The organism is Sphingomonas aerolata (genome assembly GCF_023935825.1).
Taxonomy (GTDB): Bacteria; Pseudomonadota; Alphaproteobacteria; order Sphingomonadales; family Sphingomonadaceae; genus Sphingomonas; species Sphingomonas aerolata.
The window spans coordinates 3,839,803-3,864,931 of record NZ_CP098762.1 but is presented as its reverse complement, the minus strand read 5'-3'; the positions used below and the strand labels follow the sequence as shown (position 1 = coordinate 3,864,931).

Sequence of the window (25,129 nt, the reverse complement as noted above, 5' to 3'; positions counted from 1 at the left end):
GCGATGCTGCTGCATATCGTCGCCCGCGGCCGGATCGGGCGATCGCCCGAAGCCGAACTCGTCGATCGCTATCTGAAGCGGATCGCATGGCCGACCAAGGTATCCGAGCTTCCCGACACGGGCGGGCGGATTCCCCCGGTCGGCGACCAGACCCGGCGGATCCTGCTCGATGAAAAGGGCGACGTGCTGTCGTCGATGGCGTTCGCGCGCGTGCTCGAGCGGTGGCGTGACGACGGCGTGCGCGAGGCCCGGTTCATGATCGGTGCGGCCGACGGCTTCGACGACGCCGCGCGCGACGAGGCCGACCTGCTGGTCTCCTTCGGCCGCGCGACCTGGCCGCATCTGCTCGCGCGGGCGATGCTCGCCGAACAGCTCTTCCGTGCGACGAGCATCCTGGCCAACCACCCGTATCACCGCGAAGGCTGATCGTGCGGATCACCGCGTCATCGCGCCTGTCATCGGCGGTGCTGTTGCTGTTCGCGGCAGTCGCGCTTGGTCTTGCCGCCACCCCGCGCGCGAGTGCGGCAGCGACACCGCAGCAGCGACTGATCGAGGCAAGACGCGGCGCGCGGATCGCGGCGATACGTGCCGAACGTCTGGCCGCCGCCGCGTCGCAGGAGCGCGACGCCGCCGAGCGCGCCAAGGCCGAAGCGCGCGCGATGGCCGCAAGGATCGACGCGACCCGCGCCGATATCGCCGCCGCGCGAATCCGCCTCGCGATCCTCGAACAGCTGCTCACCGAACAGCGCGCGGCCCTGGGCGTCGTCCAGTCCCCGATCGCGCGGTTGCTGGCGGCGCTGCAATCGCTCGCGCGGCGGCCGACGATCGTCGCGGTCGCGCAGCCCGGATCGGTCGACGATCTCGTCCATGTCCGTGCGGTTCTGGGCACCGCCCTGCCTGCGGTCCGGCTGCGGGCCGACGCTGTGCGCACCGCGCTCCAGCGGACCCGGCGCCTGCAGACGGGCGCAGCGCAGGCGGCACGCGCGCTGCGCGACGGACGGATCCGGCTCGAGGCACAACGCGTCGCGCTCGCCAAACTCGAAGCGACGCATCGCCGTCGCAGCCAGGCACTGGGGCGCGGCGCGATCGGCGAATCCGATCGCGCGATCGCGCTGGGCGAGCGCGCGCGCGACCTGGTCGACAGCCTCGCCGAGTCGGGTAGCGCGGAGGCTACCGCGCTCGACTTGGCGGCGCTGGCGGGGCCGGTGCCGCGCCCGCTTGCCCCCGGCAGCATTCCCGCCGCCCGTGTCCGCGGTGCCTATCGCCTGCCCGTACGCGGCCGGCTCGTCACGGGCTTCGACGCGGTGTCCGATGTGGGCGTGCGATCGCGCGGCCTGACCTTCGCAGTCGCGCCGGACGCGCGCGTGGTCGCGCCGGCGGCGGGCATCGTCCGTTACGCGCGGGCGTTTCGCGGCTACGGCCGGATCGTGATCCTCGATCATGGCGATGGCTGGACGACGCTGTTGACCGGGCTTGCCGAAACCGGGGTGAGACCGGGCGCGCGGGTCGCCGCCGGATCGCGGATCGGGACCGCGCCGGGGGGCGAGGATCCGCTGATCACGGTCGAGCTTCGGCGGCGCGGGCGACCCGTCGACGCGGCCGCGTTGATCGGCTAATCAACGACGAACCGGTCCAGCGTCCATTCGCCAGACCGCGAAGACCGTCGCGGCTTTGCTCCGCGCGCACTATACCGCTACGCTGTGCCTTCCCCCGGTTTCAGGACCTTAGATGCCACGTCCGATCCTTACCGCTACCGCCATCCTCGGCGCGCTGACCCTCGTGCCGCTGGCCACCTCGGCGATGGCGGCGGTCGATACCGACACGTATCGCGAGTTCGACCAGTTTCTCGACGTCTTCAACCGCGTGAAGGCGGAATATGTCGACAAGGTCGATGACAAGACGCTGATCAAGGGCGCGATCCAGGGCATGCTCGCAAGCCTCGACCCGCATTCGAGCTATGTCGATGCGCTGGATTACGAGAATTTGCGGATCATGACCGAGGGCAATTATGGCGGCCTCGGCCTGACGGTGCAGATGGAGGACGGCGCGATCAAGGTCGTCACCCCGCAGGAAGACTCGCCCGCCGCGCGCGCGGGCGTCAAGTCGGGCGATTACATTACGCATATCAACGGCAAGCTGATCTACGGCGATTCGCTCGACGAGGCGGTCGCGCAGATGCGCGGCAAGCCCGGCAGCAAGATCACGCTGGGGCTCGTCCGGCCGGGCCGCGACAAGCCGCTCGACGTGTCGATGCTGCGCGAGATCATCGTTCAGAAGCCGGTGAAATGGGAAGTCCGCGGCGATGTCGGTTATATCAACATCAACACCTTCAGCGAGAATACCGGCGCGGACACGCGCGCGGCGATCATGGCGATCGACAAGTCGCTGGGGCACCGTCCGCTCGGCTATGTCGTCGATCTGCGTCAGAATGGCGGGGGGCTGCTGACCCAGGCGATCGCGGTCAGCGACGCGTTCCTCGATCACGGCGAGATCGTGTCGCAGCGCGGCCGCGAGAAGACGGATATCGAGCGCTACTACGCCAAGCCCGGCGACGACGCGCATGGCCTGCCGGTTGTCGTGCTGACCGATCCGGGGACCGCTTCGGCCTCCGAGATCGTCGCCGGTGCGCTGCAGGATCACCACCGCGCGCTGATCATGGGCGAACGCACCTTCGGAAAGGGCTCGGTCCAGACCGTGCTCCAGCTCGGCCCCGAGACCGCGTTGCGCCTGACGACCGCGCGCTACTTCACGCCGTCGGGCCGGTCGGTCCAGGAGGGCGGGATCGAACCCGATATCCGCGTGCCGCAGATCAGCGATCCCGATCACAAGGCGCGCCCGGTGTTCCGCGAGGCCGACCTGCGTCGTCACCTGATCAACGAGGTGAAGGCCGACAATGCCGTGCTCGAGGAAGATACCAAGGACGATCCGCGCTTCTCGGCGACGCCCGAGGCGCTGAAGAAGCAGGGGGTCGAGGACTTCCAGCTTTATTATGCGCTGAAGACGGTCGCCCGGCTCGGCGGCGCCGCGCAGGTCGCCGCCGCGACCAAGGCACCCGTCAAGTGAGCGTACGCCGCGGGCTGGGGATGACCAAGAACGAGGAGATCGCCCGGTCGATCGCGCTCGTGCTGCCGCTGCTGCTGTTGCTGGGGGCGCTCGGGTCGCAATATCTGGGCGGGCTTTATCCGTGCGAGATGTGCCACTGGCAGCGCTGGCCGCATTATTCGGCGGTGTTGCTCGCGGCGGCGACGTTCGTGGTGCCGCAGCGCTCGCTGCGCGCCTCGCTGGTGCTCGTCGCGGCATTGCTGATCGGGATCAGCGGCGCGATCGGGCTGTTCCATGCCGGGGTCGAATATCACTGGTGGAACGGCATCACCGCCTGCACCACGACGGTGTCGATGGCGGGCACGACGCCGGCCGAACGGCTCGCCGCGATCATGAACGCGCCGATGGTGCGCTGTGATTCGGCGCAGTGGTCGCTGGCGGGGATTTCGCTCGCCGGGTTCAACGCGATCTTTTCCCTGGGCGGCGCGATCACCATCTTCGTGCTGATGAGGAAGACACGATGACCACCGCGACCCCGATCCCGACCGTCCCGCGCGGCACCGGCTGGAAGCCGGGCGATCGCAAGCACCCGAGCGAGGCGATGGTCCGCGTCGACCAGGCCGGCGAATATGGCGCGATCCGCATCTATGCGGGGCAGCTCGCGGTGCTGGGCGACCGGCACCCGTCGTCGCGCCTGATCCATCACATGGCGCAGCAGGAGGAGCGTCACCGCGCGTTCTTCGACCGGATGATTGTTGAGCGGCGTGTGCGGCCGACTGTGCTGCAGCCGATCTGGAAGGTCGCGGGTTTCGCGCTTGGCGCGGTCACTGCCGCGATCAGCCCGCGTGCCGCGATGGCCTGCACCGCGGCGGTCGAGACCGAGATCGACAAGCATTATGCCGAACAGCTCGTCGCACTGGGCGACAGCGATCCCGAACTGAGCGCGGCGATCCTCGATTTCCAGGCCGAGGAGCTGGAGCACAAGGCGACCGCGATCGCTGCCGGGGCGGAGGAAACCCCCGGCTATCCGGTGATGAGCGCGCTGATCCGGCTGGGCTGCAAGGTCGCGATCGCGACCGCGAAACGGATCTGACCGCGGCGCCGGCCGTTGGGACTGAAACGCGTGGCGTTGCGGCGTTCAGCCTAGGGCCACCGACGATCGCCGATCCTGTCGGCCAACAGATACGGATTATGGGAGTGGTGCGTATGAGGATGATGATGGCGGCGGCCTTGCTGGTCGCCGGTCCGGTGGCGGCGCAGACGGTGACGTCGGGTGCGGCCATCCCGGCCAAGCCCGGTGCCCCCGCAGCCAAGCCAGCGTCCGCGCCGGGTGAGGTGTCGCGCAGCGCGCCGGTCAACGGCGTGCTCACGCTGTTCGGCAACGAGCGCTGTCCGACCAATGCACAGGGCGAGGAAATCGTCATCTGCGTGCGTCGCAGCGCGCAGGAGCAATATCGCGTCCCCAAGGAGTTGCGCGAATTCGCCGTGACGCCCGAAAATGAGAGTTGGGCGGCCAAGGCGCAGGGCACGCTTGGCACCGGTGTCGGTGCGAACAGCATCGGCAGCTGCTCGACCGTCGGCCCTGGCGGCGCAACCGGATGCTTCGGCCAGCGCGTTCGCGAAGCGCGCCGGGAAAACAAGGAGCGTGCAGCCGAGGTGCCCGTCCTCCCCTAGGCTGCCGCGACCGGTTTGCGTGCAGGGCGCGAACCCGTCGATGCTGTTGCGTCGTCAAAGACAACCGCATAGCGTCGGCGCGTCCGCGTGACTGGCGCCGAGTGGATCACCACGGGGAAGCGCGGACGGTTCCGCCGCGCGCCTGGGCAGCCCCTCTGGACGGAGCCTGTGCCATGCGCGACCCTCTTCGTATCGCCTTCCTGCTGTTTCCCAACGTCACCCAGCTCGACCTCACCGGTCCTGCCCAGATCCTGTCGCGGCTTGGCGAGGCGCAGGTCGATCTTGTCTGGAAGACGCGCGATCCGGTGCCAACCGACGCCGGGTTTTCGATCCTTCCGACCGCGATCTTTGCCGAGGTGCCGTACGCGGACATCCTTTGCGTCCCGGGAGGCTTCGGACTCAACGACGTCATCGCCGACGACGAAGCGATGGCATGGGTGGGGGCCGTCGGGGCAGGCGCGACATGGGTCACCAGTGTCTGCACCGGCTCGTTGATCCTCGGTGCCGCGGGATTGCTCGACGGGTACCGCGCGGGGTGCCACTGGGCTCAGCGTGACATGTTGCCGCTCTTCGGTGCGATCCCCGTCGACGCGCGCACCGTGGTCGATCGGAACCGAGTCACCGGCGGCGGTGTGACGGCGGGCATCGACTTTGCGCTGACGCTGATCGCGCTGATCCGCGGCGAGGCGCATGCACGCATGGTGCAATTGGCGCTCGAATATGATCCCCAGCCACCGTTTGACAGCGGCTCACCCGCACAGGCCGGTCCGGAGATCGTCGCCGCGTACCAGCGCCGTGTGCAGGCGTTGGCACCGACGCGTGACGAAGACCTGCGCGCGCTTGCCCGGCGTCGTGGTTACGGGTGACGCTTCAGCCCGCGGACACGGTGCCAGATATAGAAGCCGACCAGCGCGATCAGGACGATGCCGATCAGCAGGTCCGCGCTGTGGAAGGCGGCCTTCACGCGCGGGTCGCTGTCCCATTTGTCGCCGAGCTTCATGCCGACCCATGCAAGCCCGAAGCACCACGGCCAGGAGCCGATGAAGGTGTAGAGGTGGAAGGGCACGAGCTTCATCCGCGCGACACCCGCCGGAAAGGCGATGAACGAGCGGATGACGGGGAGCAGGCGCCCGATCAGCACCGCCATGCTGCCCCAGCGCGCGAAGAACCGGTCTGCTGCATCGAGCTCGCCCGGGCCGATCAGGACATAGCGACCCCAGCGCTCGGCCATCGGTCGACCGCCACGCTTGCCGACCTCATAGGCGACGATCGAGCCGAGATTGCACCCGATCGCGCCCGCGGTGGCGGCGAGGTACAGGTCGAACCGGCCGGTCGACACCAGATAGCCGGCGAACGGCATGATGATCTCGGATGGAAGCGGAATACACGCGCTTTCGATCGCCATGAGGATCGCGATTCCGACATAGCCGCCGGACGAGATCACCCAGATCGTGAAGGTGGCCAGCACGGCCAGAATCTTTTCGAACATGGCGCGGGGATTTGCGCGATGCGGCGCGCGAAGGGAAGGGCCAATCGGTTCGCCTAGGCCAGCCGCGCGCCGGCCATCCGCAGATCCTCGACGAATCGCGCATATTCCTCGTCGGCCTGAACCTTGTCCGGCAGGCGCAGCAGGTAACTGGGATGGACGGTGATCCATGCCTCGCCGCCGCCGGGAAGCTGCAGCGCGCGGCCGCGTTCCTTGCCGATCGTCATCACCTTGCCGAACAGTGATCGCGCTGCGGTGGCGCCGAGCGCGACCGTCACCTTGGGCGCGACGAGCATCTGCTCTTGCTCGATCCACCACCGGCAGGCCTCGATCTCCCCGGCGCCGGGCTTGGCGTGGATGCGCCGCTTGCCGCGCTGTTCGAACTTGAAGTGCTTGACCGCGTTGGTGACATAGGCGCGGCTGCGGTCGAGTCCCGCCTCCGCCATCGCGCGGTCGAACATCTGACCGGCGGGGCCGACGAACGGCCGCCCGGCAAGATCCTCCTGGTCGCCCGGCTGTTCGCCGACGAACATCAGCGGCGCGTCGATCGGCCCCTCGCCGAACACGGTCTGGGTCGCGGGCTTGTAGAGCGGGCAGCGGGTACAGCCCGCGGCCTCGTCACGCAGCGCCTCCCAGGCGATCATGCTGTTGCCACCGACGACGTCGCGGGCGCGCTCGATCATGCCGCTCTCGCGCGCCTGTGCGGTGGCGATCATGCCGGGGACGAGATCGGTTTCGGGCATGTTCTTCCAATATTTGCGGGGCATTTCCTTCAACATCGCGCCGATCTTGACGCGCGCGGGGTTGAAGGTGCTGGCGTAATAGGTCTTCCAGACCTCTTCGGTCGGATCGCCCTCGGGTGCGTCGGTTTTCTTGGCGCCTGGCCCTTCGCTGAGCATCGTCCCGTCCCAGTGGATCGCGACCTCGGGGGTCAGGATCGACCAGCGCATGCTCGCGAAGCGATTGACGAAGAAGGCGGCGTTGGCGCGGACGATGTGGTGATCGGGTTCGAACCAGGCGACGAACCGGGTTTCGCCCTCCTCCTCGACCTCGCGGAAGCGCAGGAACGCGCGCATCTTGTGGATGTCGCGGCGGACGTCCTTCGCAATCCGGTCAAGCCGTCGCACGAGAGGATCGGCCCGATCCTCGATCAGCTTGGGTTCGCGGCGCAGGCGGTGGAGCAGCGTGTAGAGCAACGCGAACCGCTCCGGATCGCTGCCGAGGATGACGCTGCGGGCAAGATCAAGGAACGCGCGCGGGACCGAGACGGTCGCGGAGGCAGCCCGCGGCGCGGATGCTGCAGGAGGATCCGGTGGCACCGTCCCGAACAGGTCGGCGGGGGCACTGCCGACCTGCCACACGACATCGTCGGGTGGCACGTCACCGGCCATCAGGCCGCGCGCTGCATCGCGCCAGCCATCGAAATCGTCCGGTTCGGCAAGGGTTGCGACGCGCATCGCCGGTTCTACGCCGGGTAGCGGCGCTTGTTCCGCCGCGCTTGTATCTCGACCCCGGCGGATCGCCGTCCTATTTTATGGTGATGACCCAACAGACCTCAGCCCCGGAACCCGCTCGTCCGCTGATCGGGCGCGATACACGCCTGTGCATGTCCTTGTCCGCGCGACCGGGCAATTTCGGGACCCGGTTCCATAATCGGCTCTATGCGCTGACCGGGCTCGACTATGTCTACAAGGCGTTCTCGACCCGCGACCTGGAGGGCGCGGTACGCGGTATCCGGGCGCTCGACATCCGCGGCTGCGCGATCTCGATGCCGTTCAAGGAGGCGGTGATCGCGCTGCTCGATGGACTCGCGCCCTCGGCTGCGGCGATCGACAGCGTCAACACGATCGTGAACGACGATGGCGTGCTGACCGGGCACAACACGGATTATGCCGCGGTCGCCGCGCTGATCGCGGATATCGACCCGGCAACGCGGTTCGTGCTGCGCGGGTCGGGCGGGATGGCGAAGGCGGTCGCCGCGGCGTTGCGCGACACGGGCTTTCGCGACGGCGTGATCGTCGCGCGCAACGAACCCGCCGGGCGTGCGCTCGCCGATCTCTATGGCTTCGCATGGGCCGCGGATCTTCACACCGAAGAGCAGGCGGACCTGCTGATCAACGTCACGCCGATGGGGATGACCGGTACCGATGCGGATGCGCTCGCCTTTCCGCCGGCGATGATCACGACAAGCGCCATTGCGTTCGACGTCGTGCAATATCCCCCGGAAACGCCGTTCCTGCGCGCCGCAGCAGCGGCGGGGAAACGCTGCATCACCGGCACCGAGGTCGCGATCCTTCAGGCGCTCGAGCAGTTCGTGCTCTACACCGGCGTCCGCCCGACCGACGCGCAGGTCGCCGACGCCGCCGCCTTCGCGCGGGCGCACGGCTGAGCTCCGGCGGCGATTTACCCTTGTGATCGGGCAGGGGCGGCACGAGATATGCTGCACTGCACCATTCACGGGGCCGGGCGTCAAGGCGTCGGGCGCGCATGACGGGACGATCGATGGCCAGGCTTTCGGAAACACTCGCGCAACTGGCGCAGGCGCAACGCGCCGCGGCGGCGCGCTTCGCCGAGCAGCCGGAGGGCGAGGACTCGCGCCTGCGCCCGCTCGAATCATTCGGCGCGAATCCCGGCGCGTTGCGCGCGTTGACCTATGTCCCCGACGCGACGTCCGACCGGCGGATGCCGCTGATCGTCGTTCTCCATGGCTGCACGCAAACCGCCACGGGGTATGACCGGGGGGCAGGCTGGTCCGATCTTGCCGACCGGCACGGGTTCGCCGTGCTCTATCCCGAGCAGCAGCGCGCGAATAACGGCAATCTGTGCTTCAACTGGTTCGACGCCGAGGACATTCGCCGCGGTGGCGGTGAGGCGCAGTCGATCCGGTCGATGATCGCCACGATGGTTCGTGACGTCGCGATCGATCCCGACCGCATCTATGTGACGGGATTGTCGGCCGGCGGCGCGATGGCTGGCGTGATGCTCGCCACCTATCCCGAGCTGTTCGCTGCCGGGGCGATCATCGCAGGTCTTCCCTATGGCACCGCGACTTCGATGTCGCAGGCGTTCGACCGGATGCGCGGGCGGGGCCTGCCCGCCGATTCCGCGCTGGCCGCACTGGTCGACGGCGCGGCGCCGGCCGGCGGACGCGTGCCGCGCGTCTCGGTCTGGCACGGCGATGTCGATGCGACCGTGGTGCCCGCCAATGCCGATGCGATCGTCGCACAGTGGCGCGGCGTGCACGGGCTCGCCTACGCACCCGACGAGGTCGAACAGGTCGAAGGCCATGCCCATCGCCTCTGGCGTGACGCACAGGGCCGTGCCGCGGTCGAGGAGTATCGGATCCGCGGGCTGGGTCACGGCACACCGCTGGCCACGACGGGCGCCGACGGTCTCGGCCAGCCGGGTCCGCACATGCTGGAGGCGGGGATCTCGTCGACGTTGCACAGCGCCGCGTTCTTCGGGCTGATCGAGCGCCCATCGGCGCGCGCGGCGGCAACCCGCGCGAAGCCGAAGCCCGCATCGCCCCGTCCGCATCCATGGAGTCACAGTCCGGGCCGATCGCAGGTCGGCGACATGATCAACGGTGCGCTCCGCGCTGCGGGGCTGCTGCGCTAGCCACGGGAGCGGATCCGGCGATGGTGCGGGCGGCCGGCGCAGGTCGTGGCGCCAAGGATCGATCGAGATCCGCGCCAACCGCGAAGGCGGCAGCTTGCGGGGCGGCAATCCACTGTTATACCTTGGTATAACAGTCGTCGTATTCCGGGGAAAAATCCATGTCGTTGAAGCTCTTGGCCCTAGCTGGCGTCGCCACCGCCGCGCTTGTCGCGCCGGTTGGCGCGCAGGTCGCAAAGCCGGCGCCGGTCGCCACGCTCGTCACCTCGGTCGATATTCCCTATCAGCAGTTCACGCTGAAGAACGGGTTGCGCGTAATCGTGCACACCGATCGCAAGGCGCCGGTCGTGGCGGTGTCGGTCTGGTATGATGTCGGGTCGAAGCACGAGCCGCAGGGCCGCACGGGCTTTGCGCATCTTTTCGAGCATCTGATGTTCAACGGCAGCGAGAATGCGCCGGGCGATTTCTTCGCGCCGCTGAAGGAGGTCGGGGCGACCGACTTCAACGGCACGACCTCGTTCGACCGGACCAATTATTTCGAGACCGTTCCCGCCGCCGCGCTCGAGCGCGCGCTGTTCCTCGAGAGCGACCGGATGGGGCATCTGACCGGCGCGATCACGCAGGGCGTGCTCGACGAGCAGCGCGGCGTCGTCCAGAACGAGAAGCGCCAGGGCGACAACCAGCCATACGGCCTCGTCCAGTACAAGCTGTTCGGCGGGCTCTTCCCCGCGGACACGCCCTATGGCCACACCCCGATCGGGTCGATGGCGGATCTCGACCGCGCCAGCCTTGCCGATGTGAAGGACTGGTTCCGCTCGCATTACGGGCCCAACAATGCGGTGCTGGTGCTCGCGGGCGACGTCGATGCCGCGACCGCGCGGCCGCTGGTCGAGAAATATTTCGGCGATATCAAGACGGGCCCCAAGTCGGTCCTGCCGACCGTTACCGTGCCCACGCTCGCCGCGCCGGTGAACGAGGTGATGAAGGACCGCGTCGCCGCGGTGATGATCACCAAGAACTGGGCGGTACCGGGGATGCTTGATCCCGATGCCGCGGCGCTCGACGTCGGTGGTACGGTCTTGGGCGGGCTCGCCTCGTCGCGGCTAGACAATGCGCTGGTCCGCAAGGAGAAACTCGCGGTCAACGTGTCGGCCGGCTATAGCGACATGGCGCAGATCGGCATGTTCACGATCCGCGCGATCGTGCGGCCGGGCGTCGATCCCGCGGTCGTGTCGAAGCGGCTCGACGAGATCCTTGCCGACTTCCTGAAGACCGGACCGACCGCGGACGAGATCCAGCGCGTCCAGACACAGGCGGTTGCGGGCCGTATCCGCGGCTATGAATCGGTCGGCGGGTTCGGCGGCAAGGCGGTCGCGCTGGCGGGCGGCGCGCTCTATGCGAACGACCCGGGCCACTACAAGAAGGAGCTGGCGGCGATCGCGGCGCAAACGCCGGCGAGCGTCAAGGCCGCCGCGACGCGCTGGCTGACGCGCCCCGCCTATACGCTGACCGTGGTCGACGGCGAGCGCGACAAATATGAAGAGGCGGTCGTACCGCCTGCGGTCGCGGTGAAGCCCGCGGCCGAGACGCCGGTCAAGGGCACGCGCGCCGGCGGTATCCCCGCGGTCGGCACGCTGACCGGGCTTGCTTTCCCCGCGGTCGAGCGCGCGCGGCTGTCGAACGGGATCGAGCTCGTCTATGCGCGTCGCGACGCGGTGCCGATCACGCAGGCGGTGCTGAGCTTCGACGCGGGCTATGCCGCCGATGTCGCGGACAAGCTCGGCACGCAGCAGCTGACGCTGAGCGTGATGGACGAGGGGACGCGGACGCTCGACGGGATCGCGCTGGCCGAGGCGCGCGAGCGGCTGGGCGCGTCGATCGGGACGGGCACCTCGCTCGACCGGACGACGCTGTCGATGAGCGTGCCGAGCGCGAACCTGACGCCCGCGGTCGCGCTGTTCGCGGATATCGCACGCAATCCGGCCTTTGCGGACGAGGAGGTCGGCCGGGTCCGCAACCAGCAGCTGGCCGGCATCCAGCAGGAACTGACCAGCCCTCAAGGGCTGGGCAACCGCGTGATCGGCAAGCTGATCAACGGCGATACCCCTTACGGCAAGGCGCAGGGTGGCGGTGATCCGAAGGCGGTCGCCGCGTTGACGCGCGCCGACCTGATCGCGTTCCAGCAGGCGTGGCTGCGCCCCGACAAGGCGAAGATCTTCGTCGTCAGCGACCGCCCGCTCGCCGAGGTCAGGGCGGTGCTCGACCGCGGCTTCGGCGACTGGACGGCGCAGGGGCCGGCGGGGGTCAAGAGCTTCCCGACGACGCGTACGCCGCTGACACCGAAGATCGTGCTGGTCGACCGGCCCAACAGCCCGCAGTCGTTGATTCTCGCGGGCCAGCGGACCGGGTTGAAGGGCAGCGACGACATGCTCGTGTTCAACACCGCGAACGATGCGCTGGGCGGTAGCTTCCTCAGCCGGATCAACATGGACCTGCGCGAGGAGAAGCACTGGTCCTATGGCGCAGGCGGGCGGTTCCAGACGGCCGCGTTCGATGCGCCCTATGGCATTTCGGCCGGGGTGCAGGCGGACAAGACCGGCCCGTCGATCACCGCGCTGCAGCAGGACGTGACGCAGTTCGTGACGACCAAGCCGATGACGAAGACCGAATTCGGGCTGGCGATCGACGGCGGGATTCGCGCGCTGCCCGGCAGCTTCGAGACGTCGGGCGCGGTGCTCGGCGCGATGCAGCAGAATGATTTGTTGAAGCGCCCCGACGATTATTACGCGACGATCACGCGACGCTACGGCGCGCTGACCCTGCCGCAGCTGAACACCGCAATCGCGGGCGTGATCGACGTGAAGAAATTCACCTGGGTAGTCGTCGGCGATGCCAAGACGGTCAAGCCGCAGCTTGACAGCCTGGGGTTGCCGGTCGAGGTCGTGAGCGCGGCTTCGGTCGCGGGGCTGCCGGTGGTTCCGGTGACGCCGCTTGCGGCCAAGGCCAAGTAATCGAAGGAGAGAATAGCATGGCAAATGTCGATGGCAGCTGGGATTGCGTCGTGAAGTCGCCACTGGGCGATCAGAAGATGACGCTGACCGTGAACAGCGCGGACACCAGCTTTTCGGGCGCGGTGTCGGGTGCGATGGGCGGCATGGATGTGACTGGCGAGGTCGATGGCGACACGCTGAGCTGGAAGCAGGCGATGACCGTGCCGATGCCGATGACGCTCGACTGCAAGGCGACCGTCGATGGCGACACGATGACCGGCACCGTCGGTGCGGGCGCCTTTGGCAGCTTCCCGCTGTCGGGAACGCGCACCGCTTGATCGCCTCTGGCATCATGACGTGACGAAAAACGGCCCGTCTTCCCGGTGGAAGGCGGGCCGTTTGCATTTCGGAGAGTGGGATGAGTTTGAAGATCCATCGCCGTGCGGTGCTTGCGGGCACGATGCTGGGCGGCGCGGCATCGCTGTTGCCGGCGCTCGCGCAGGCGGCCGACACGCCCGCGACGTGGCTGTCGCGACTGTTCGACCAGCTCGTCCAGGCGCAGTTGCGGCGCAGTCCCGAGAGTGCGACCTCGCTCGGGCTCGACACCGGCGCCAATGCCGATCTGCGCGCGAAGCTGTCGGATCCGTCGGCGGCGGGGATCGCCGCGGCGAAGGCACAGACCAGGGCCGAGCTGGCGCAGCTTGCAGCGATCGACCGCGCCGGGCTGTCGCCGGCGGAGCGGATCGACCTCGACTGCGTGGTCTATACGCGGCGGTCGGCGGCGGCGGTGCAGGCGTTCGATTTCGGTGGCACGTCCTATGGCCCCAGCCCCTATGTCGTGTCGCAGCTGTCGGGTGCGTATCAGTCGGTGCCCGATTTCCTCGACACCAAGCACCGGATCGAGACGAAGGGCGATGCCGACGCCTATCTGCAACGGCTCCAGGCGTTTGCCGGACAGATCGACGCGAACACCGCGCGCATGCGGCATGACGCGGGCGTCGGCGTTGTCGCCCCCGACTTCATCCTCGACCTCGCGCTCGACCAGATGAGCAAGACGCGCCAGCCCGCGAGCGAGGCGCTGGTCGTGCAGAGTCTCGTCCGGCGCGCGGCGGCCAAGGGGCTGGGCGAAAGCTATGGCCGCGATGCCGCGCGAATCTATGACGCGGCGGTGCTGCCCGCGCTCGACCGGCAGATTGCCGCGACCCGCGACCTCCGCCGGACCGCGACTCACGATGCGGGCGTGTGGAAGCTGAAGGAGGGTGCCGCCTTCTATCCCGCCGCATTGCACGCAACGACGACGACCAATTTGTCGCCCGACGAGGTGCACAGGTTCGGGCTCGACCAGGCGAAGATGCTGTCGGCGCAGCTCGATACGCTGTTGCGCAAACAGGGGTACAGCAAGGGCAGCATCGGCGCGCGGATGGCCGCGCTCTACAAGAATCCCGACCAGCTCTATCCGAACACCGATGCGGGCAAGCGCGAGGCGATCGCCTATTGCAACGACCGGCTTACGGCGATCCGCGCGAAATTGCCCAGCGTGTTCGAGCGGATGCCGCCTTACGGGTTCGAGGTGCGGCGCGTGCCTGCGCAGACCGAGGCCGGTGCCGCCGCGGCGTTCGCACAGCCACCGGCGATCGACGGCTCGCGGCCGGGGCTGGTCTATTTCAACCTGAAGGACAGCGCCGACTGGCCCAAATTCTGCCTCGCGACGACGGTCTATCATGAGGGACTGCCGGGGCATCAGATGGAGAGCGGGCTTGCGCTGTCGAACACGCGGCTGCCGCTGATCCGCAAGATGACGAGCTTTTCGGGCTATGGCGAGGGGTGGGCGCTCTATGCCGAACAGCTCGCGGACGAGATCGGTATGTATGACGACGATCCGCTCGGGCGGCTTGGCTATCTGAAGTTCCAGCTGTTCCGCGCGAACCGCTGCGTCGTCGATACCGGCATCCATCATCTGCGCTGGACCCGCGAACAGGCGATCCGCCATTTCATCGACGCGGAAGGCGAGGCGGAGGGCTTCGCGACGCGCGAGGTCGAGCGCTATTGCGTCAATCCCGGGCAGGCGGCGAGCTACAAGCTTGGCCATTCGGTGTTCGTCGATATCCGCGAGCGCGCCAAGGCGAAGATGGGCAATGCGTTCGACCTCAAGGCCTATCATGCGGCGGTGCTCGCTTATGGTCGCGTGCCGCTCGATATGCTGCGCGAGATCGGCGATGCCTGGATCGCGAAGGGCTGAGCGAAGGGCGCGCTGAGCGGGGGCCGCGTAACTCTACGTAATCGCCCGTTAAAGCCTGACCGTGCAAGGGGAGGGGGATGCCGAGTGCTCCCCCTCGATGACGCGTGCCGTCCGCCCCAGGCCCGATCCGGTCATCAGCGTCGTCATGCCGGTGTATAATGGCGCAGCCTTGTTGCCCGCCACGCTCGACAGCCTCGCCGCGCAGTCTTTCACCGATTTCGAGGTGATCGTCGTCGACGACTGCTCGACCGACGCGACCCGCGCCTGCGTTGCGGGCTGGTCCGATCCGCGCGTCAGGCTGGTGGCGATGCCGGTCAATGGCGGCCCCGTGCTGGCGCGCAACGCCGGGGTCGCTGCAGCGCGAGGCCGCTATATCGCCGCGCTTGATGCCGATGATCTCTGTCGCCCCGACCGCTTCGCCCGCCAGGTCGCGTATCTGGAGGCGAACCCTGCGACCGTGCTGCTCGGGACGGCGGCGGACCTGCTGATCGACGGCGACATCAGGCCTTCCGACCATGCCGCGATCACCACGCCCATGCTCATCGACTGGCTGACAGGAATCGAGAACCCGCTGATCTGGTCATCGGTCATGATCCGGGCCGACGCGGCGCGGCGGCTCGATCCGTTCATGCGGCCCGAGCGGCTCTATGCGGAGGATTTCGACCTGTATCAGCGGATCCGCCGGTTTGGCGCGATCGCACGCCTCGACGAGCCGCTGATGGTGTACCGCGTGCACGCGGGCGGGGTCTCGAAACGGTTTACCGAGCGGATGGAGACCGTGGCCGCGGCGATTCTGGCCGAGCGGCATGCGGATCTGTTCGGCGAACAGGTGGACCGGATCGCAGCGCTGATCGTGGCGCACATCCTGGCACGGCGCCCGGTGCCTGATCTCGCGGCGTTGACGGCGCTAGGCTCCGCATTGGGGGCGATCCAGGCCGAGTTTCTCGCGCGGCATCGCTGTTCCGGGGCTGATCGCCGGCTGATCCGGTGGGAAACCGCGCGGCGCTGGCGCGGTGTCGGGCGGGCCGGCCTGCGCGCGGGGACTTTGGGGGTCGCCGACCTTCTTGCCGCACGGCCGGCGCATCTCGGGCTTGGCTATGCCGGGCTGCCCGCGCTGTTATGGTCCGGGGCGATCGGCGGCGTACGCCGCGCGATTCGCCAACCGGCGCGCGCGCCTTAGACCTTCGCGGCGAAGATCATCCGGCCCTGACCCAGGCGTGCAAACACCTGATCGAGATCCTTCTCGCCGACCGCGAAGCAGCCCTGGCTGCGGCCGAGCATGCCGTGCGACGCGATCATGTCCTTGTTCGCATACCAGGCCGAATGGACGACGATCGCCCGACCGAGTGCGTTGTTGTTGGTGCGATCGAGCCCGATCAGCCGCTGCGACCGACCATGTTTGCCGACATAATAATCGTCGGTCACGAAGGCGCCTTCCGACGACGCATTCGAGCCGAACGCGTTCGAGAAACGCTCGAGATAGCCGGTATGCGCCGGGTCCGAACCGCTGCCGTGCGACACGAGCAGCGACGTGCTGCGGCCGCTGGCAAGGTCGACGAAGTGGAACCGCGGCTGCGACGACGAGGCGGTGAAGTCGGCGATCGCGATCCGGTCATGATGCGGGATCCGGCTGCCGTTGCGACCCAGCGCGGCCATCGCCTGGCGCAGCAATTCAGGGCGCACGACGCGCGACGACGAAATCGGCATCGCCGGCGAACGCGGCAATGGTGGCTGAGTCATCGGCTTCAAATCGCGTGCCGTAAGACGTTGCGTTGCAGATACCGCACTCGGAACTGCAAGTGCACCGGCCAATACAAGACCGTTCTTTAGAATGGCACGACGATCTCGCCGTGCGCCCTGTTCATCGTACATCGAAATTCCCGAAAAACCCCAATCCCGTGACCCTCTCTATAGCGTAGAAATGATGAACATTCCTCAACCATTTCCACCAGTTGTCGTGATGTTCCTTCTGTCCGCCCCGGGAAGGAGGCGGTTCGTCGTAGGCGTGTGCGAGGCGAGGTGACTCTCCGGCTGGCCAGCGGCGTCGGAGCGGGTTGCCATATCAGGCGACACGATCGGTCCTGACGTGGCACATCCGATGCGCGGTCTTCGGGCGCTTCTATGGGAAGTACGGGCGCGCATCGTCGTGCGCGCACGGTTCAGCGCGGGGGCGTTTCGCCCGTAGCGGCAATTGGCAGGCCGAGTTCGACGAGTCGCGAGCGGAAGCTGGCGGCATCGGTAAAGAGCACCGATTCGATCCCGAGCGCGCGTGCGGCGGCGATATTGGCCGAATTGTCGTCGACGAACACCGTCTCGTCCGCACGCACACCGAATCGATCGAGCGCGAGCCGATAGATGGCGGGGTCGGGCTTCACGATCTTCTCGTCGCCCGACACGACGATGTCGCGGAAGCGGTCGAACATCGCCGATTCGCGCGCGCGAAACGGCGGCCAGAATTCGTGGCTGAAATTCGTGATCGCGAACAGCGGTACGTCGGCTGCGTCGAGATCGCGGACGAGTTCGTGCATCCCCGAAATCGCCGGGCCGATACTCTCGTTGAAGCGCGGGCCCCAGACGGCGATCAGGTCGGCATGCTGCGGATGCAACGCGGCCAGCTCCGCCGAGGTGTCGGCGAAGTCGCGGCCAGCATCATGCTGGAAATGCCAGTCGATCGTGACGACATCGCGCAGGAACGCGTCGAGCGCCCGATCGTCATCGATCAGGCGCTCGTACAGGATCCGGGGATCCCAATCGTACAGGACACGACCGACGTCAAAAATGACGCTGGTCTTCAGGGGTTTAGCCCTGGCGTGCCTTGAAGCGACGGTTGGTCTTGTTGATGACGTAGGTACGGCCACGACGACGGATCACGCGGTTATCGCGGTGACGATCCTTGAGCGACTTCAGGGAATTGCGGATCTTCATGATCGATTCGCTTCTTTTCAAATCTAGGTGTGCGGAAAGACGGGATCGCCTAATGGCGGGGTGTGTCCAAGTCAAGCAACAGACGCACTCGTTCCGGCCGGGAACCCTCCCGGCTGGTCCAAGCGTTACTGTAGCGCAACATTCTAAGGAAGTCCCGATGGCGGTTCGTTCGATCATGGTTCTCGCGCTGGCGGGCGCATCCCTCACAGCCTGCGCGACCGGTCCGTCGCTGCCGCCGACCGAGGTCTTGCGCTATCACCTCGGCGAGCCACTCGACCGCGGCACGATCGCGGTCCAGCCGTTGACCGCGGGCGCGCCTGCGAGCCTCGAGTTCAAGAGCTATGCCGCCGCCGTGCAGGGCCAGCTGATCAAGGTCGGGTACAACCCGCCCGCGCCGGGTGCCAAGCCGATGCTGATCGCGACCGTCGCCTTTACGCGCACCACGCAGGCAGGGCCGCCCAAGCGGTCGCCGTTCAGCGTCGGGATCGGCGGCGGTGGCTTCAGCGGCGGCCGGGGCGGCGGCGGTGTGGGGCTTGGCGGCGGGGTCGGCTTCCCGATTGGTGGGGGCGGCCGCGACGCGATCCTGGTCACCGAAATGGCGGTGACGATCAAGCGGTCGCTCGACCAGTCGCCGGTCTGGGAGGGGCGCGCGCAGACCTTCGCCGACGCGAGGAAGCCCGATGCGACGAGCCAGATCCAGGCCGAAAAGCTCGCCAGCGCGCTGTTCGCGGGGTTCCCCGGCGAGTCCGGTCGCACTATCCAGGTGAAATGAACGATCGCCCGATGACCGCCGCCGCCGCCGCCGCCACGCCTCTTGCCATCAACGCCGCCTTCGATGGCGGCAATATCCGCCTCGTGCGGGTCGATGGCGACCGGATCGACCTGGAAATCGTCAAGGACCGCGACTCCGACTATTTCCAGTGGTTCTCCTTCCGCGTGGCGGGGGCGGCGGGCCGGACGCTGACCTACCGGATCCTGAATGCCGGTAGTTCGGCCTATCCGTTCGGCTGGCCCGGTTACAAGGCGCGGGCGAGCACCGATCGGCAGGCGTGGCGGATGATCGAAACGCGCTACGCCGATGGCGTGCTCGAATTCGATTTCACCGCCGATACCGACCTCGCCTGGTTCGCCTATTTCGCGCCGTACACGATGGAGATGCATGCGGCGCTGGTCGCGCGGACCGCCCTGCTGCCGGGCGTCACGCACCGCGAGCTTGGCCAGTCGCTCGACGGGCAGGCGATCGATGCCTTCACGATCGGCACCGGGCCCAAGCAGGTCTGGATCTATGGCCGCCAGCATCCCGGCGAATCGATGACCGAATGGTGGATGGAAGGCGCGCTGGAGCGGCTGACCGATTCGGCCGACCCGGTGACCGCGACGCTGCTGGAAAAGGCGACGTTCCACGTCGTGCCGAACATGAACCCCGACGGCACGTACCGCGGGCATCTGCGCACCAATGCAGCGGGGGTGAACCTCAACCGCGAATGGGCGACGCCGAGCGCGGAAAAGAGCCCCGAAGTCTTGTGCGTTCGCAACGCGATGGACGTGACCGGCGTCGACCTCGCGATGGACATTCATGGCGACGAGGCGATCCCGGCAAACTTCATTGCGGGCTATGAGGGCATTCCGTCCTGGACCGATGCGCATGGCGAGAAATTCTACGATTATGGCCGCCGTCTCGCGGCGCATACGCCCGATTTCCAGACCGAGAAGGGCTATCCCAAATCCGCGCCCGGCACCGCCAACCTGTCGATGTCGACCAACCAGCTTGCCGAGCGCTTCGGCGCGGTGTCGATGACGCTCGAGATGCCGTTCAAGGATCACGACGCGAATCCCGATGCCGAATATGGCTGGTCGCCGGAGCGGTCGAAGCAGCTTGCGCATGCCATGCTCGAGACGCTCGCGGATGTAATCGACGCGATCTGATCCCTAACCGTCAGCCTGACTTTCATCAGTATGACGGTTAGGGGGCGATCGCCGCATTTCCATTTCGTCCCTCGCCATTGCAGGAGCCCGCATGCCCAAACTCGTCCTGATCCGCCACGGCCAGTCCAGCTGGAACCTCGAAAACCGTTTCACCGGCTGGTGGGACGTCGACATGACCGCCAAGGGCGAGGCCGAGGCCAAGGCCGCCGGCGAGCTGATGGCGGCCAAGGGGCTCGATTTCGACCAGACCTTCGTCAGCCTGCAGACGCGCGCGATCAAGACGCTGAACATCGCGCTCGAGGCGATGGGGCGGCTGTGGCTGCCGGTCGAGAAGGACTGGCGGCTGAACGAGCGGCATTATGGCGGGCTCACCGGGCTCGACAAGGCCGAGACCGCGGCCAAGCACGGCGACGCGCAGGTGCATATCTGGCGCCGCAGCTTCGACGTGCCGCCGCCCCCGCTCGAGGATGGCAGCGAGTTCGACCTGTCGAAGGACCGGCGGTATGACGGCATCACTATTCCGAAGGCCGAAAGCCTGAAGGACACGATCGATCGCGTGCTGCCCTATTGGGACGCGCGGATCGCGCCGGCGCTGAAGGATGGGCAGCGCGTGCTGATCTCGGCACACGGCAATTCGCTGCGTGCGCTGGTCAAGCACCTGTCCAACATCCCGGACGACGAGATCACGAGCCTCGAGATCCCGACCGGCCAGCCGATCGTGTACGAACTGGACGCGGACCTGAACGCGACCGATCGTTATTATCTGAGCGAGCGCTGAGGCACGCAAAGCCGTCATCCTGACGAAAGTCAGGATCCAGAGCCCAAAGGGCCGCGTGCTCGTGGCTCTGGATCCTGGGTCTAGCCCAGGATGACGGGGAGTTGCCCTAGCCCGTGCCCATCGCTAGGCACGGCGCTCCTTGGATCTGGGGGCCACCGTGGCATTAGTCGGCATCATCATGGGCAGCACCTCCGACTGGGAGACGATGCGCCACACCGCCGAGACGCTCGATGCGCTCGGTGTCGCGTACGAGACCAGGGTCGTGTCCGCGCATCGTACGCCGCAGCGGCTTTACGACTATGCGACCACCGCCGCCGATCGGGGCCTGAAGGTCGTGATCGCGGGCGCGGGCGGCGCGGCGCATCTGCCCGGCATGGCGGCCTCGATGACGCACCTGCCGGTGCTCGGCGTGCCGGTCGAATCCAAGGCGCTGAAGGGCATGGATAGCCTGCTGTCGATCGTCCAGATGCCCGGCGGCATCCCGGTCGGCACGCTGGCGATCGGCAAGCCGGGTGCGATCAACGCGGGGCTGCTCGCCGCGGCGATCCTCGCGACCGCCGACGACGCGTTGGCCGAGCGGCTGAAAGCCTGGCGCGCCGCGCAGACCGACTCCGTCGCCACCGACCCAGCCTGAAAGACGCCGACATGACGCCGCTTCCCCCCGGATCGACCATCGGCATCCTTGGCGGAGGTCAGCTCGGCCGGATGCTTGCCACCGCCGCGGCGCAGCTCGGCTATCACACGCATGTGCTCGCCCCCGACCAGGAAAGCGTCGCCGCGCAGTCCGCCTCGACGATGACGCGCGCCGATTATCACAACCGGATCGTGCTCGCCGATTTCGCCGACGCCTGCGACGTGGTGACCTATGAATTCGAGAATATCGCGGTCGAGCCGGTCGAATGGCTCGCCGACCGCGTGCCCGTGCATCCGAGCCCGCGCGCCTTGCGCGTGGCGCAGGAGCGGATCGGTGAGAAGCGCTTCGTCGAGAGCGTTGGCGGACGGCCCGCGAAATGGGCGGCGGTCGACAGTCTCGCGAGCCTGCATGAGGGGCTGGCGCGGGTCGGAACGCCCGCGGTGCTCAAGACGGCGCGGTTCGGCTATGACGGCAAGGGGCAGGTGAAGATTGACGCGCCCGAGGGTGCGCAGGACGCCTGGGATGCAATCGGCGGCCCCGCGGTGCTCGAGGCGTTCGTGCCGTTCGAGCATGAATTCTCGATCTTGATCGCGCGCGGGCTGGATGGCAGCATCGTCCGCTACGCGCCGCCGCTCAACCTCCACCGCGATGCGATCCTGCGGTACTCTACCGTGCCCGCGCCCGCCGCCGTGCTGGCGCAGACGGACGAGGCGGCGGCGCTCGCCGAGCGGATCGCGACCGAGCTCGACTATGTCGGCGTGCTGGCGTGCGAATTCTTCGTCGGCGCGGACGGCCCGGTGTTCAACGAGATGGCGCCGCGCGTGCATAATTCGGGGCACTGGACGATCGAGGGCGCCGAATGCTCGCAGTTCGAGAACCATATCCGCGCGATCTGCGGCCTGCCGCTCGGCGCGCCGACGCTGACCGGGCGCGAGGCGACGATGGAGAACCTGATCGGCAGCGACGTGGATCGCTGGCGGGATCTGCTCGCCGAACCGGGCGCGCATCTCCACCTCTACGGCAAGGGGACGGCGCGGCCCGGCCGCAAGATGGGTCACGTCACGCGGGTGCGGCGCTAGGCGCGGCACCCGCTGCGCGTCACTTCGCCGGGGGCTTGCCCGCAAGATCCTGCATTGCGTGCGCCAGTTCGATCCACATCGCGCCTTCGGGGATGACATATTCATTCTCGCCCCAGAAGAACGGCCAGTCCTCGTGATTTTCGGGGAAATCGGGCTTCACGATCAGGACGCCCGGTACCACGCCGCCGGCGATGAACGAGAAGTCAGCGCGGTTGTTGCCGTAGGCGACCTCCTTGGATCGTGTCCCGACGCCCGACACGAACGAGATGTCCGAACCGGGGTGATGCCCCAGCAGGAACTCCGCACCGCGGAACACCGGATCGGCGGGCATGATCTCGGGAAACGCCTTGTGCAGCGCATAGGCGTTTAGCGCACCCGCGATCACCGTGCCGCTTCCGGCCCAACCGCCCGTCGTGATCGGCACGCCGAACGGGTTTGCCGCGGCCGCCTTGACCGTCGCCGCCGCATAGGCGCGGACCGCGGGGATCATGCCCTCGCGATAGCTTTGCGGCATGAGCGGGATCGCGGCGACGGCGTCGCGCAGGTTGAACGCGAAGCGCCGCTCCATCGCCGGCCATAGCGTCTGGACCGCGGTGGCATAGCGCGGGTCGCGGGTCGTGCGCAGCAACTCGACAGCGGCGGCAAACCGCTCCGAGTCGAGCGGGCCACCGGTGGTGTTGCCATGCTGGTACAGGTCGGGGGCATGCGTCTGCTCCTCCGCCCAGATGCGCGTCGCGATTCCCAGCGCCGTCTTGGCCAGCGTCGGATCGGCTTCGCCAAGAGAGCGCGATGCGGCGGCAAGCGCGGCGATCGAGCCATAGTTGAGCGCCGACGCCTTGGTCGTGAAGGCCCAGCGATCGTCGGGCGTCCCGCTGCGGCCACCGCGTTCCTCGCCGAGCTTCAGCGCCGGATCATGGATCAGCCCGTCGGTCTTGGTCGATGCGTCGCCGAGATGCGTATATTGCGCGACGTCGGGCTCGACGATGCCGTGGATCGCATGGCCGACCGCATCGAACTGGGCAACCAGCTGGAGCGTGCCATGGCGGATCTGCTGGAGCAGATCGGGCGTGCCGTCGGGGACGTGGATCTCGGTCCGGCGGCGGGTCCAGTCGACCGCGGTCGTGTCGCGCGTCGGGCGCCACCGTTCCCAGGTGTCGACCAGCGACCGGACGACCTGATATTGCGACTGGGTACGGATGTCGAAATCGCCCGCGTCGAACCAGCCGCCGACCGCGAGACCGGGGATGTGCTCCCCCGGCTTGTACTTCGTATCGGTGGTCGGCCCCTGCGCGTACAGGTCGATATGCTCGTGGTTCAGCGGCGCCTGGCGCGCATCGTCACGATGCGCGTCGCCATGCCACACGCGATAGCCCTCGTTCACGTACATGTGATCCATCGCGACGGGGAAGTAGACGTCGAGGGTCGGATGCCATGCGCCTGCATAGACGTCGTCGGCGATGCGGAACGGCGCGGTGCGCGTCGCGCCATATTCGAGCATGTAGAGCCCGGGCTGGCGGACGTCGCTGAAATCGAGCTGCCGGTAGCTGTAGCGCAGATAGTCGCCCCAGCGGGTCGCCGGTGCGGTCTTGACCGTGGTCGTGCTGCCATCGGCGCCGACCCGCAGCAGGCGCGCCGGTGCCGTCGTGCGATCGTTGCGATCGAGCTCGATCGTCGCGACCTTGCGTGCGCCGGGGGCATAGCCGAGCTGCGAATGCGCGATCACGGGCGCGCGTAGCCAGCCCGGGACGCTGTTCGGCTGGACCTCCCATTCGAGCACGGTGCCGGTCCGCCCGGCGGGGAGGAGCGAGCGGAGCACGAACCAGCCATTCTGCGCCTGAGTACGACCGTCGAACAGCTGCACCGGCGCGCTCGACCGGATCGTCACGCGGCGGGCGGGATCCTCCGGCGCGAGGACGAAGCGGGTGCCCTGCGCGATGGCGTTCGGCTCTGCGCCAGGCCCCTCGGCGCGACCGCTCGCCGCATTGCGCTGTGGCGTCGCGGTCATCGTGTCGGCGGGGTGCAGCGGGAAGACGCCGCTGCGATCGTCGGCGATATAGCCGTGGTGGAAATAGGCGGCGGGGAGGAATTCGAGGTTGAATCCCGCCTTGCCCGCGAGCGCTGCGGGGACCGGCGCGTCGAGGATCACCGCCAGCGCGACGGCCGCGCCCTTGGTCGAGGAGCGGATCCGGTATCGCCAGTTATAATCGGGATATTCGAGCGTGACGGTGACGGTGCCGGCAGCGCGATCGACCTGCCGGTCGACAAAACGGGCGGTTGCATCCCATTGCCCCGGCGTGGCGGACAGGCGCACATCGCCATTGGTTGCGATCCGTTCGCCCTGCTGGATGATCTCGACGCCGCTGATCTTCGAATCGGCGAACAGCCCGTCATACCAGTTCGAGAAGACCAGCACGTTGACGGCCGGCGCCTCGTAATAGCCCGCCTCGCCAAGCGTCGGTGCGGCCGGATCCGGGCGCGCGGCCCGACCTGTGCGGGCAGCGGCTATGCGTGGTCGTGCGGTGGCATCCTGTGGGGCTGCGGCGTCGCGTGCTAGTGCACGCGCCACGTCGGGCGTTGCGGTCGAAACCAGTGTCCCCAGCAGGCAAAACCAAGCTGTTCCCGTCATATACCCTCTCCCACGTCCCAATGTCGCCGGTCGCTGACCGGTCATTCTTACTCAGACTATAGCGCTAACTTTCGACGGCGCTACCATGTCATCAGGCCTTGGAAAGCCAGCCGAT

24 protein-coding genes and 1 riboswitch are annotated in these 25,129 nt (G+C 67.6%); of the genes, 18 read left to right on the top strand and 6 right to left on the bottom strand.

Features of this window, described 5'->3' with window-relative positions; genetic code table 11:
* Nucleotides 1-3 precede the first annotated feature (3 nt).
* The 7 genes from NEF64_RS17695 (at nt 4) to NEF64_RS17665 (ending at nt 5,582) form a co-directional block, all read left to right on the top strand.
* Nucleotides 4-426: a 23S rRNA (pseudouridine(1915)-N(3))-methyltransferase RlmH gene (locus NEF64_RS17695; RefSeq protein WP_031395979.1), complete on the top strand. Its 423-nt coding sequence runs from the start codon at nt 4-6 to the stop codon at nt 424-426.
* 2 nt (nt 427-428) lie between these two features.
* Nucleotides 429-1,616 carry a murein hydrolase activator EnvC family protein gene (locus NEF64_RS17690; protein ID WP_235516496.1) on the top strand — a complete coding sequence of 396 codons (1,188 nt, stop codon included), beginning with the start codon at nt 429-431 and terminating at the stop codon, nt 1,614-1,616.
* Between the two features lie 112 nt (nt 1,617-1,728).
* Nucleotides 1,729-3,063, top strand: coding sequence for a S41 family peptidase (locus tag NEF64_RS17685; protein ID WP_031439957.1), 1,335 nt, complete (start codon nt 1,729-1,731; stop codon nt 3,061-3,063).
* 20 nt (nt 3,064-3,083) lie between these two features.
* Nucleotides 3,084-3,566, top strand: coding sequence for a disulfide bond formation protein B (locus NEF64_RS17680; protein ID WP_031395676.1), 483 nt, complete (start codon nt 3,084-3,086; stop codon nt 3,564-3,566).
* Complete coding sequence (locus NEF64_RS17675) at nt 3,563-4,135, top strand: demethoxyubiquinone hydroxylase family protein (protein WP_042466726.1); 573 nt, start codon at nt 3,563-3,565, stop codon at nt 4,133-4,135. The genes NEF64_RS17680 and NEF64_RS17675 overlap by 4 nt, the downstream gene beginning before the upstream one ends.
* Before the next feature lie 113 nt (nt 4,136-4,248).
* On the top strand, nt 4,249-4,716 hold the full coding sequence (locus NEF64_RS17670) for a hypothetical protein (RefSeq protein ID WP_056408911.1): 468 nt from the start codon (nt 4,249-4,251) through the stop codon (nt 4,714-4,716).
* 77 nt (nt 4,717-4,793) lie between these two features.
* Nucleotides 4,794-4,871: riboswitch (ZMP/ZTP riboswitch) on the top strand.
* Between the two features lie 18 nt (nt 4,872-4,889).
* Nucleotides 4,890-5,582 (top strand): DJ-1/PfpI family protein, encoded by a 693-nt coding sequence (locus NEF64_RS17665; RefSeq protein ID WP_056408912.1) that lies wholly within the window; start codon nt 4,890-4,892, stop codon nt 5,580-5,582.
* Here the strand turns inward: NEF64_RS17665 and NEF64_RS17660 are convergent.
* Both NEF64_RS17660 and NEF64_RS17655 read right to left on the bottom strand, forming a co-directional pair.
* The gene (locus NEF64_RS17660) at nt 5,573-6,205 is read right to left on the bottom strand and encodes a DedA family protein (RefSeq protein WP_031395680.1); all 633 of its coding nucleotides are present in this window, start codon (nt 6,203-6,205) and stop codon (nt 5,573-5,575) included. The genes NEF64_RS17665 and NEF64_RS17660 overlap by 10 nt on opposite strands.
* A 53-nt stretch (nt 6,206-6,258) precedes the next feature.
* Nucleotides 6,259-7,659 (bottom strand): UdgX family uracil-DNA binding protein, encoded by a 1,401-nt coding sequence (locus NEF64_RS17655; RefSeq protein ID WP_056408914.1) that lies wholly within the window; start codon nt 7,657-7,659, stop codon nt 6,259-6,261.
* Between the two features lie 83 nt (nt 7,660-7,742).
* Between NEF64_RS17655 and NEF64_RS17650 the strand changes: the two genes are divergently transcribed.
* The 6 genes from NEF64_RS17650 to NEF64_RS17625 all read left to right on the top strand — a co-directional run bounded on the left by NEF64_RS17650 (nt 7,743) and on the right by NEF64_RS17625 (nt 16,226).
* Nucleotides 7,743-8,591, top strand: coding sequence for a shikimate 5-dehydrogenase (locus NEF64_RS17650; RefSeq protein ID WP_056409242.1), 849 nt, complete (start codon nt 7,743-7,745; stop codon nt 8,589-8,591).
* 113 nt (nt 8,592-8,704) lie between these two features.
* Nucleotides 8,705-9,820 (top strand): extracellular catalytic domain type 1 short-chain-length polyhydroxyalkanoate depolymerase, encoded by a 1,116-nt coding sequence (locus NEF64_RS17645; RefSeq protein WP_252574362.1) that lies wholly within the window; start codon nt 8,705-8,707, stop codon nt 9,818-9,820.
* A gap of 158 nt (nt 9,821-9,978) precedes the next feature.
* A complete protein-coding gene (locus tag NEF64_RS17640) occupies nt 9,979-12,828 on the top strand; it encodes a M16 family metallopeptidase (protein WP_056408918.1) in 2,850 nt (949 codons plus the stop codon).
* A 17-nt stretch (nt 12,829-12,845) separates the two neighbouring features.
* Entirely contained in the window at nt 12,846-13,145 is a 300-nt protein-coding gene (locus tag NEF64_RS17635) for a hypothetical protein (RefSeq protein WP_031439525.1), read from the top strand.
* A gap of 80 nt (nt 13,146-13,225) precedes the next feature.
* Nucleotides 13,226-15,046, top strand: coding sequence for a DUF885 domain-containing protein (locus tag NEF64_RS17630; protein ID WP_056408920.1), 1,821 nt, complete (start codon nt 13,226-13,228; stop codon nt 15,044-15,046).
* Between the two features lie 97 nt (nt 15,047-15,143).
* On the top strand, nt 15,144-16,226 hold the full coding sequence (locus NEF64_RS17625; RefSeq protein ID WP_252574361.1) for a glycosyltransferase family 2 protein: 1,083 nt from the start codon (nt 15,144-15,146) through the stop codon (nt 16,224-16,226).
* Here NEF64_RS17625 and NEF64_RS17620 read toward each other — a convergent pair.
* From NEF64_RS17620 to ykgO, 3 genes are all read right to left on the bottom strand, one after another.
* Entirely contained in the window at nt 16,223-16,918 is a 696-nt protein-coding gene (locus NEF64_RS17620) for a murein L,D-transpeptidase catalytic domain family protein (RefSeq protein WP_031439528.1), read from the bottom strand. The two genes, NEF64_RS17625 and NEF64_RS17620, sit on opposite strands and share 4 nt — an antisense overlap.
* Before the next feature lie 287 nt (nt 16,919-17,205).
* Nucleotides 17,206-17,841 (bottom strand): HAD family hydrolase, encoded by a 636-nt coding sequence (locus NEF64_RS17615; RefSeq protein ID WP_031395070.1) that lies wholly within the window; start codon nt 17,839-17,841, stop codon nt 17,206-17,208.
* Nucleotides 17,842-17,845: 4 nt separating this feature from the next.
* The gene (gene ykgO / locus NEF64_RS17610; RefSeq protein WP_003046794.1) at nt 17,846-17,971 is read right to left on the bottom strand and encodes a type B 50S ribosomal protein L36; all 126 of its coding nucleotides are present in this window, start codon (nt 17,969-17,971) and stop codon (nt 17,846-17,848) included.
* A gap of 157 nt (nt 17,972-18,128) precedes the next feature.
* On the opposite strand from ykgO, the gene NEF64_RS17605 reads away from it, so the two are divergent.
* From NEF64_RS17605 to NEF64_RS17585, 5 genes are all read left to right on the top strand, one after another.
* On the top strand, nt 18,129-18,743 hold the full coding sequence (locus NEF64_RS17605; protein ID WP_031395071.1) for a hypothetical protein: 615 nt from the start codon (nt 18,129-18,131) through the stop codon (nt 18,741-18,743).
* A complete protein-coding gene (locus NEF64_RS17600; RefSeq protein WP_235516498.1) occupies nt 18,740-19,897 on the top strand; it encodes a M14 family metallopeptidase in 1,158 nt (385 codons plus the stop codon). Before NEF64_RS17605 ends, NEF64_RS17600 begins: the two co-directional genes overlap by 4 nt.
* A gap of 91 nt (nt 19,898-19,988) precedes the next feature.
* Nucleotides 19,989-20,675, top strand: a complete 687-nt coding sequence (gene gpmA, locus NEF64_RS17595) for a 2,3-diphosphoglycerate-dependent phosphoglycerate mutase (protein WP_056408925.1) — start codon at nt 19,989-19,991, stop codon at nt 20,673-20,675.
* Between the two features lie 178 nt (nt 20,676-20,853).
* Nucleotides 20,854-21,309 (top strand): 5-(carboxyamino)imidazole ribonucleotide mutase, encoded by a 456-nt coding sequence (gene purE, locus NEF64_RS17590; protein WP_056408927.1) that lies wholly within the window; start codon nt 20,854-20,856, stop codon nt 21,307-21,309.
* 11 nt (nt 21,310-21,320) lie between these two features.
* Nucleotides 21,321-22,388 (top strand): 5-(carboxyamino)imidazole ribonucleotide synthase, encoded by a 1,068-nt coding sequence (locus NEF64_RS17585; protein ID WP_056408928.1) that lies wholly within the window; start codon nt 21,321-21,323, stop codon nt 22,386-22,388.
* Between the two features lie 19 nt (nt 22,389-22,407).
* Here NEF64_RS17585 and NEF64_RS17580 read toward each other — a convergent pair whose 3' ends face one another.
* The gene (locus NEF64_RS17580; protein ID WP_082447036.1) at nt 22,408-25,014 is read right to left on the bottom strand and encodes a glycoside hydrolase family 9 protein; all 2,607 of its coding nucleotides are present in this window, start codon (nt 25,012-25,014) and stop codon (nt 22,408-22,410) included.
* Between the last annotated feature and the right edge of the window lie 115 nt (nt 25,015-25,129).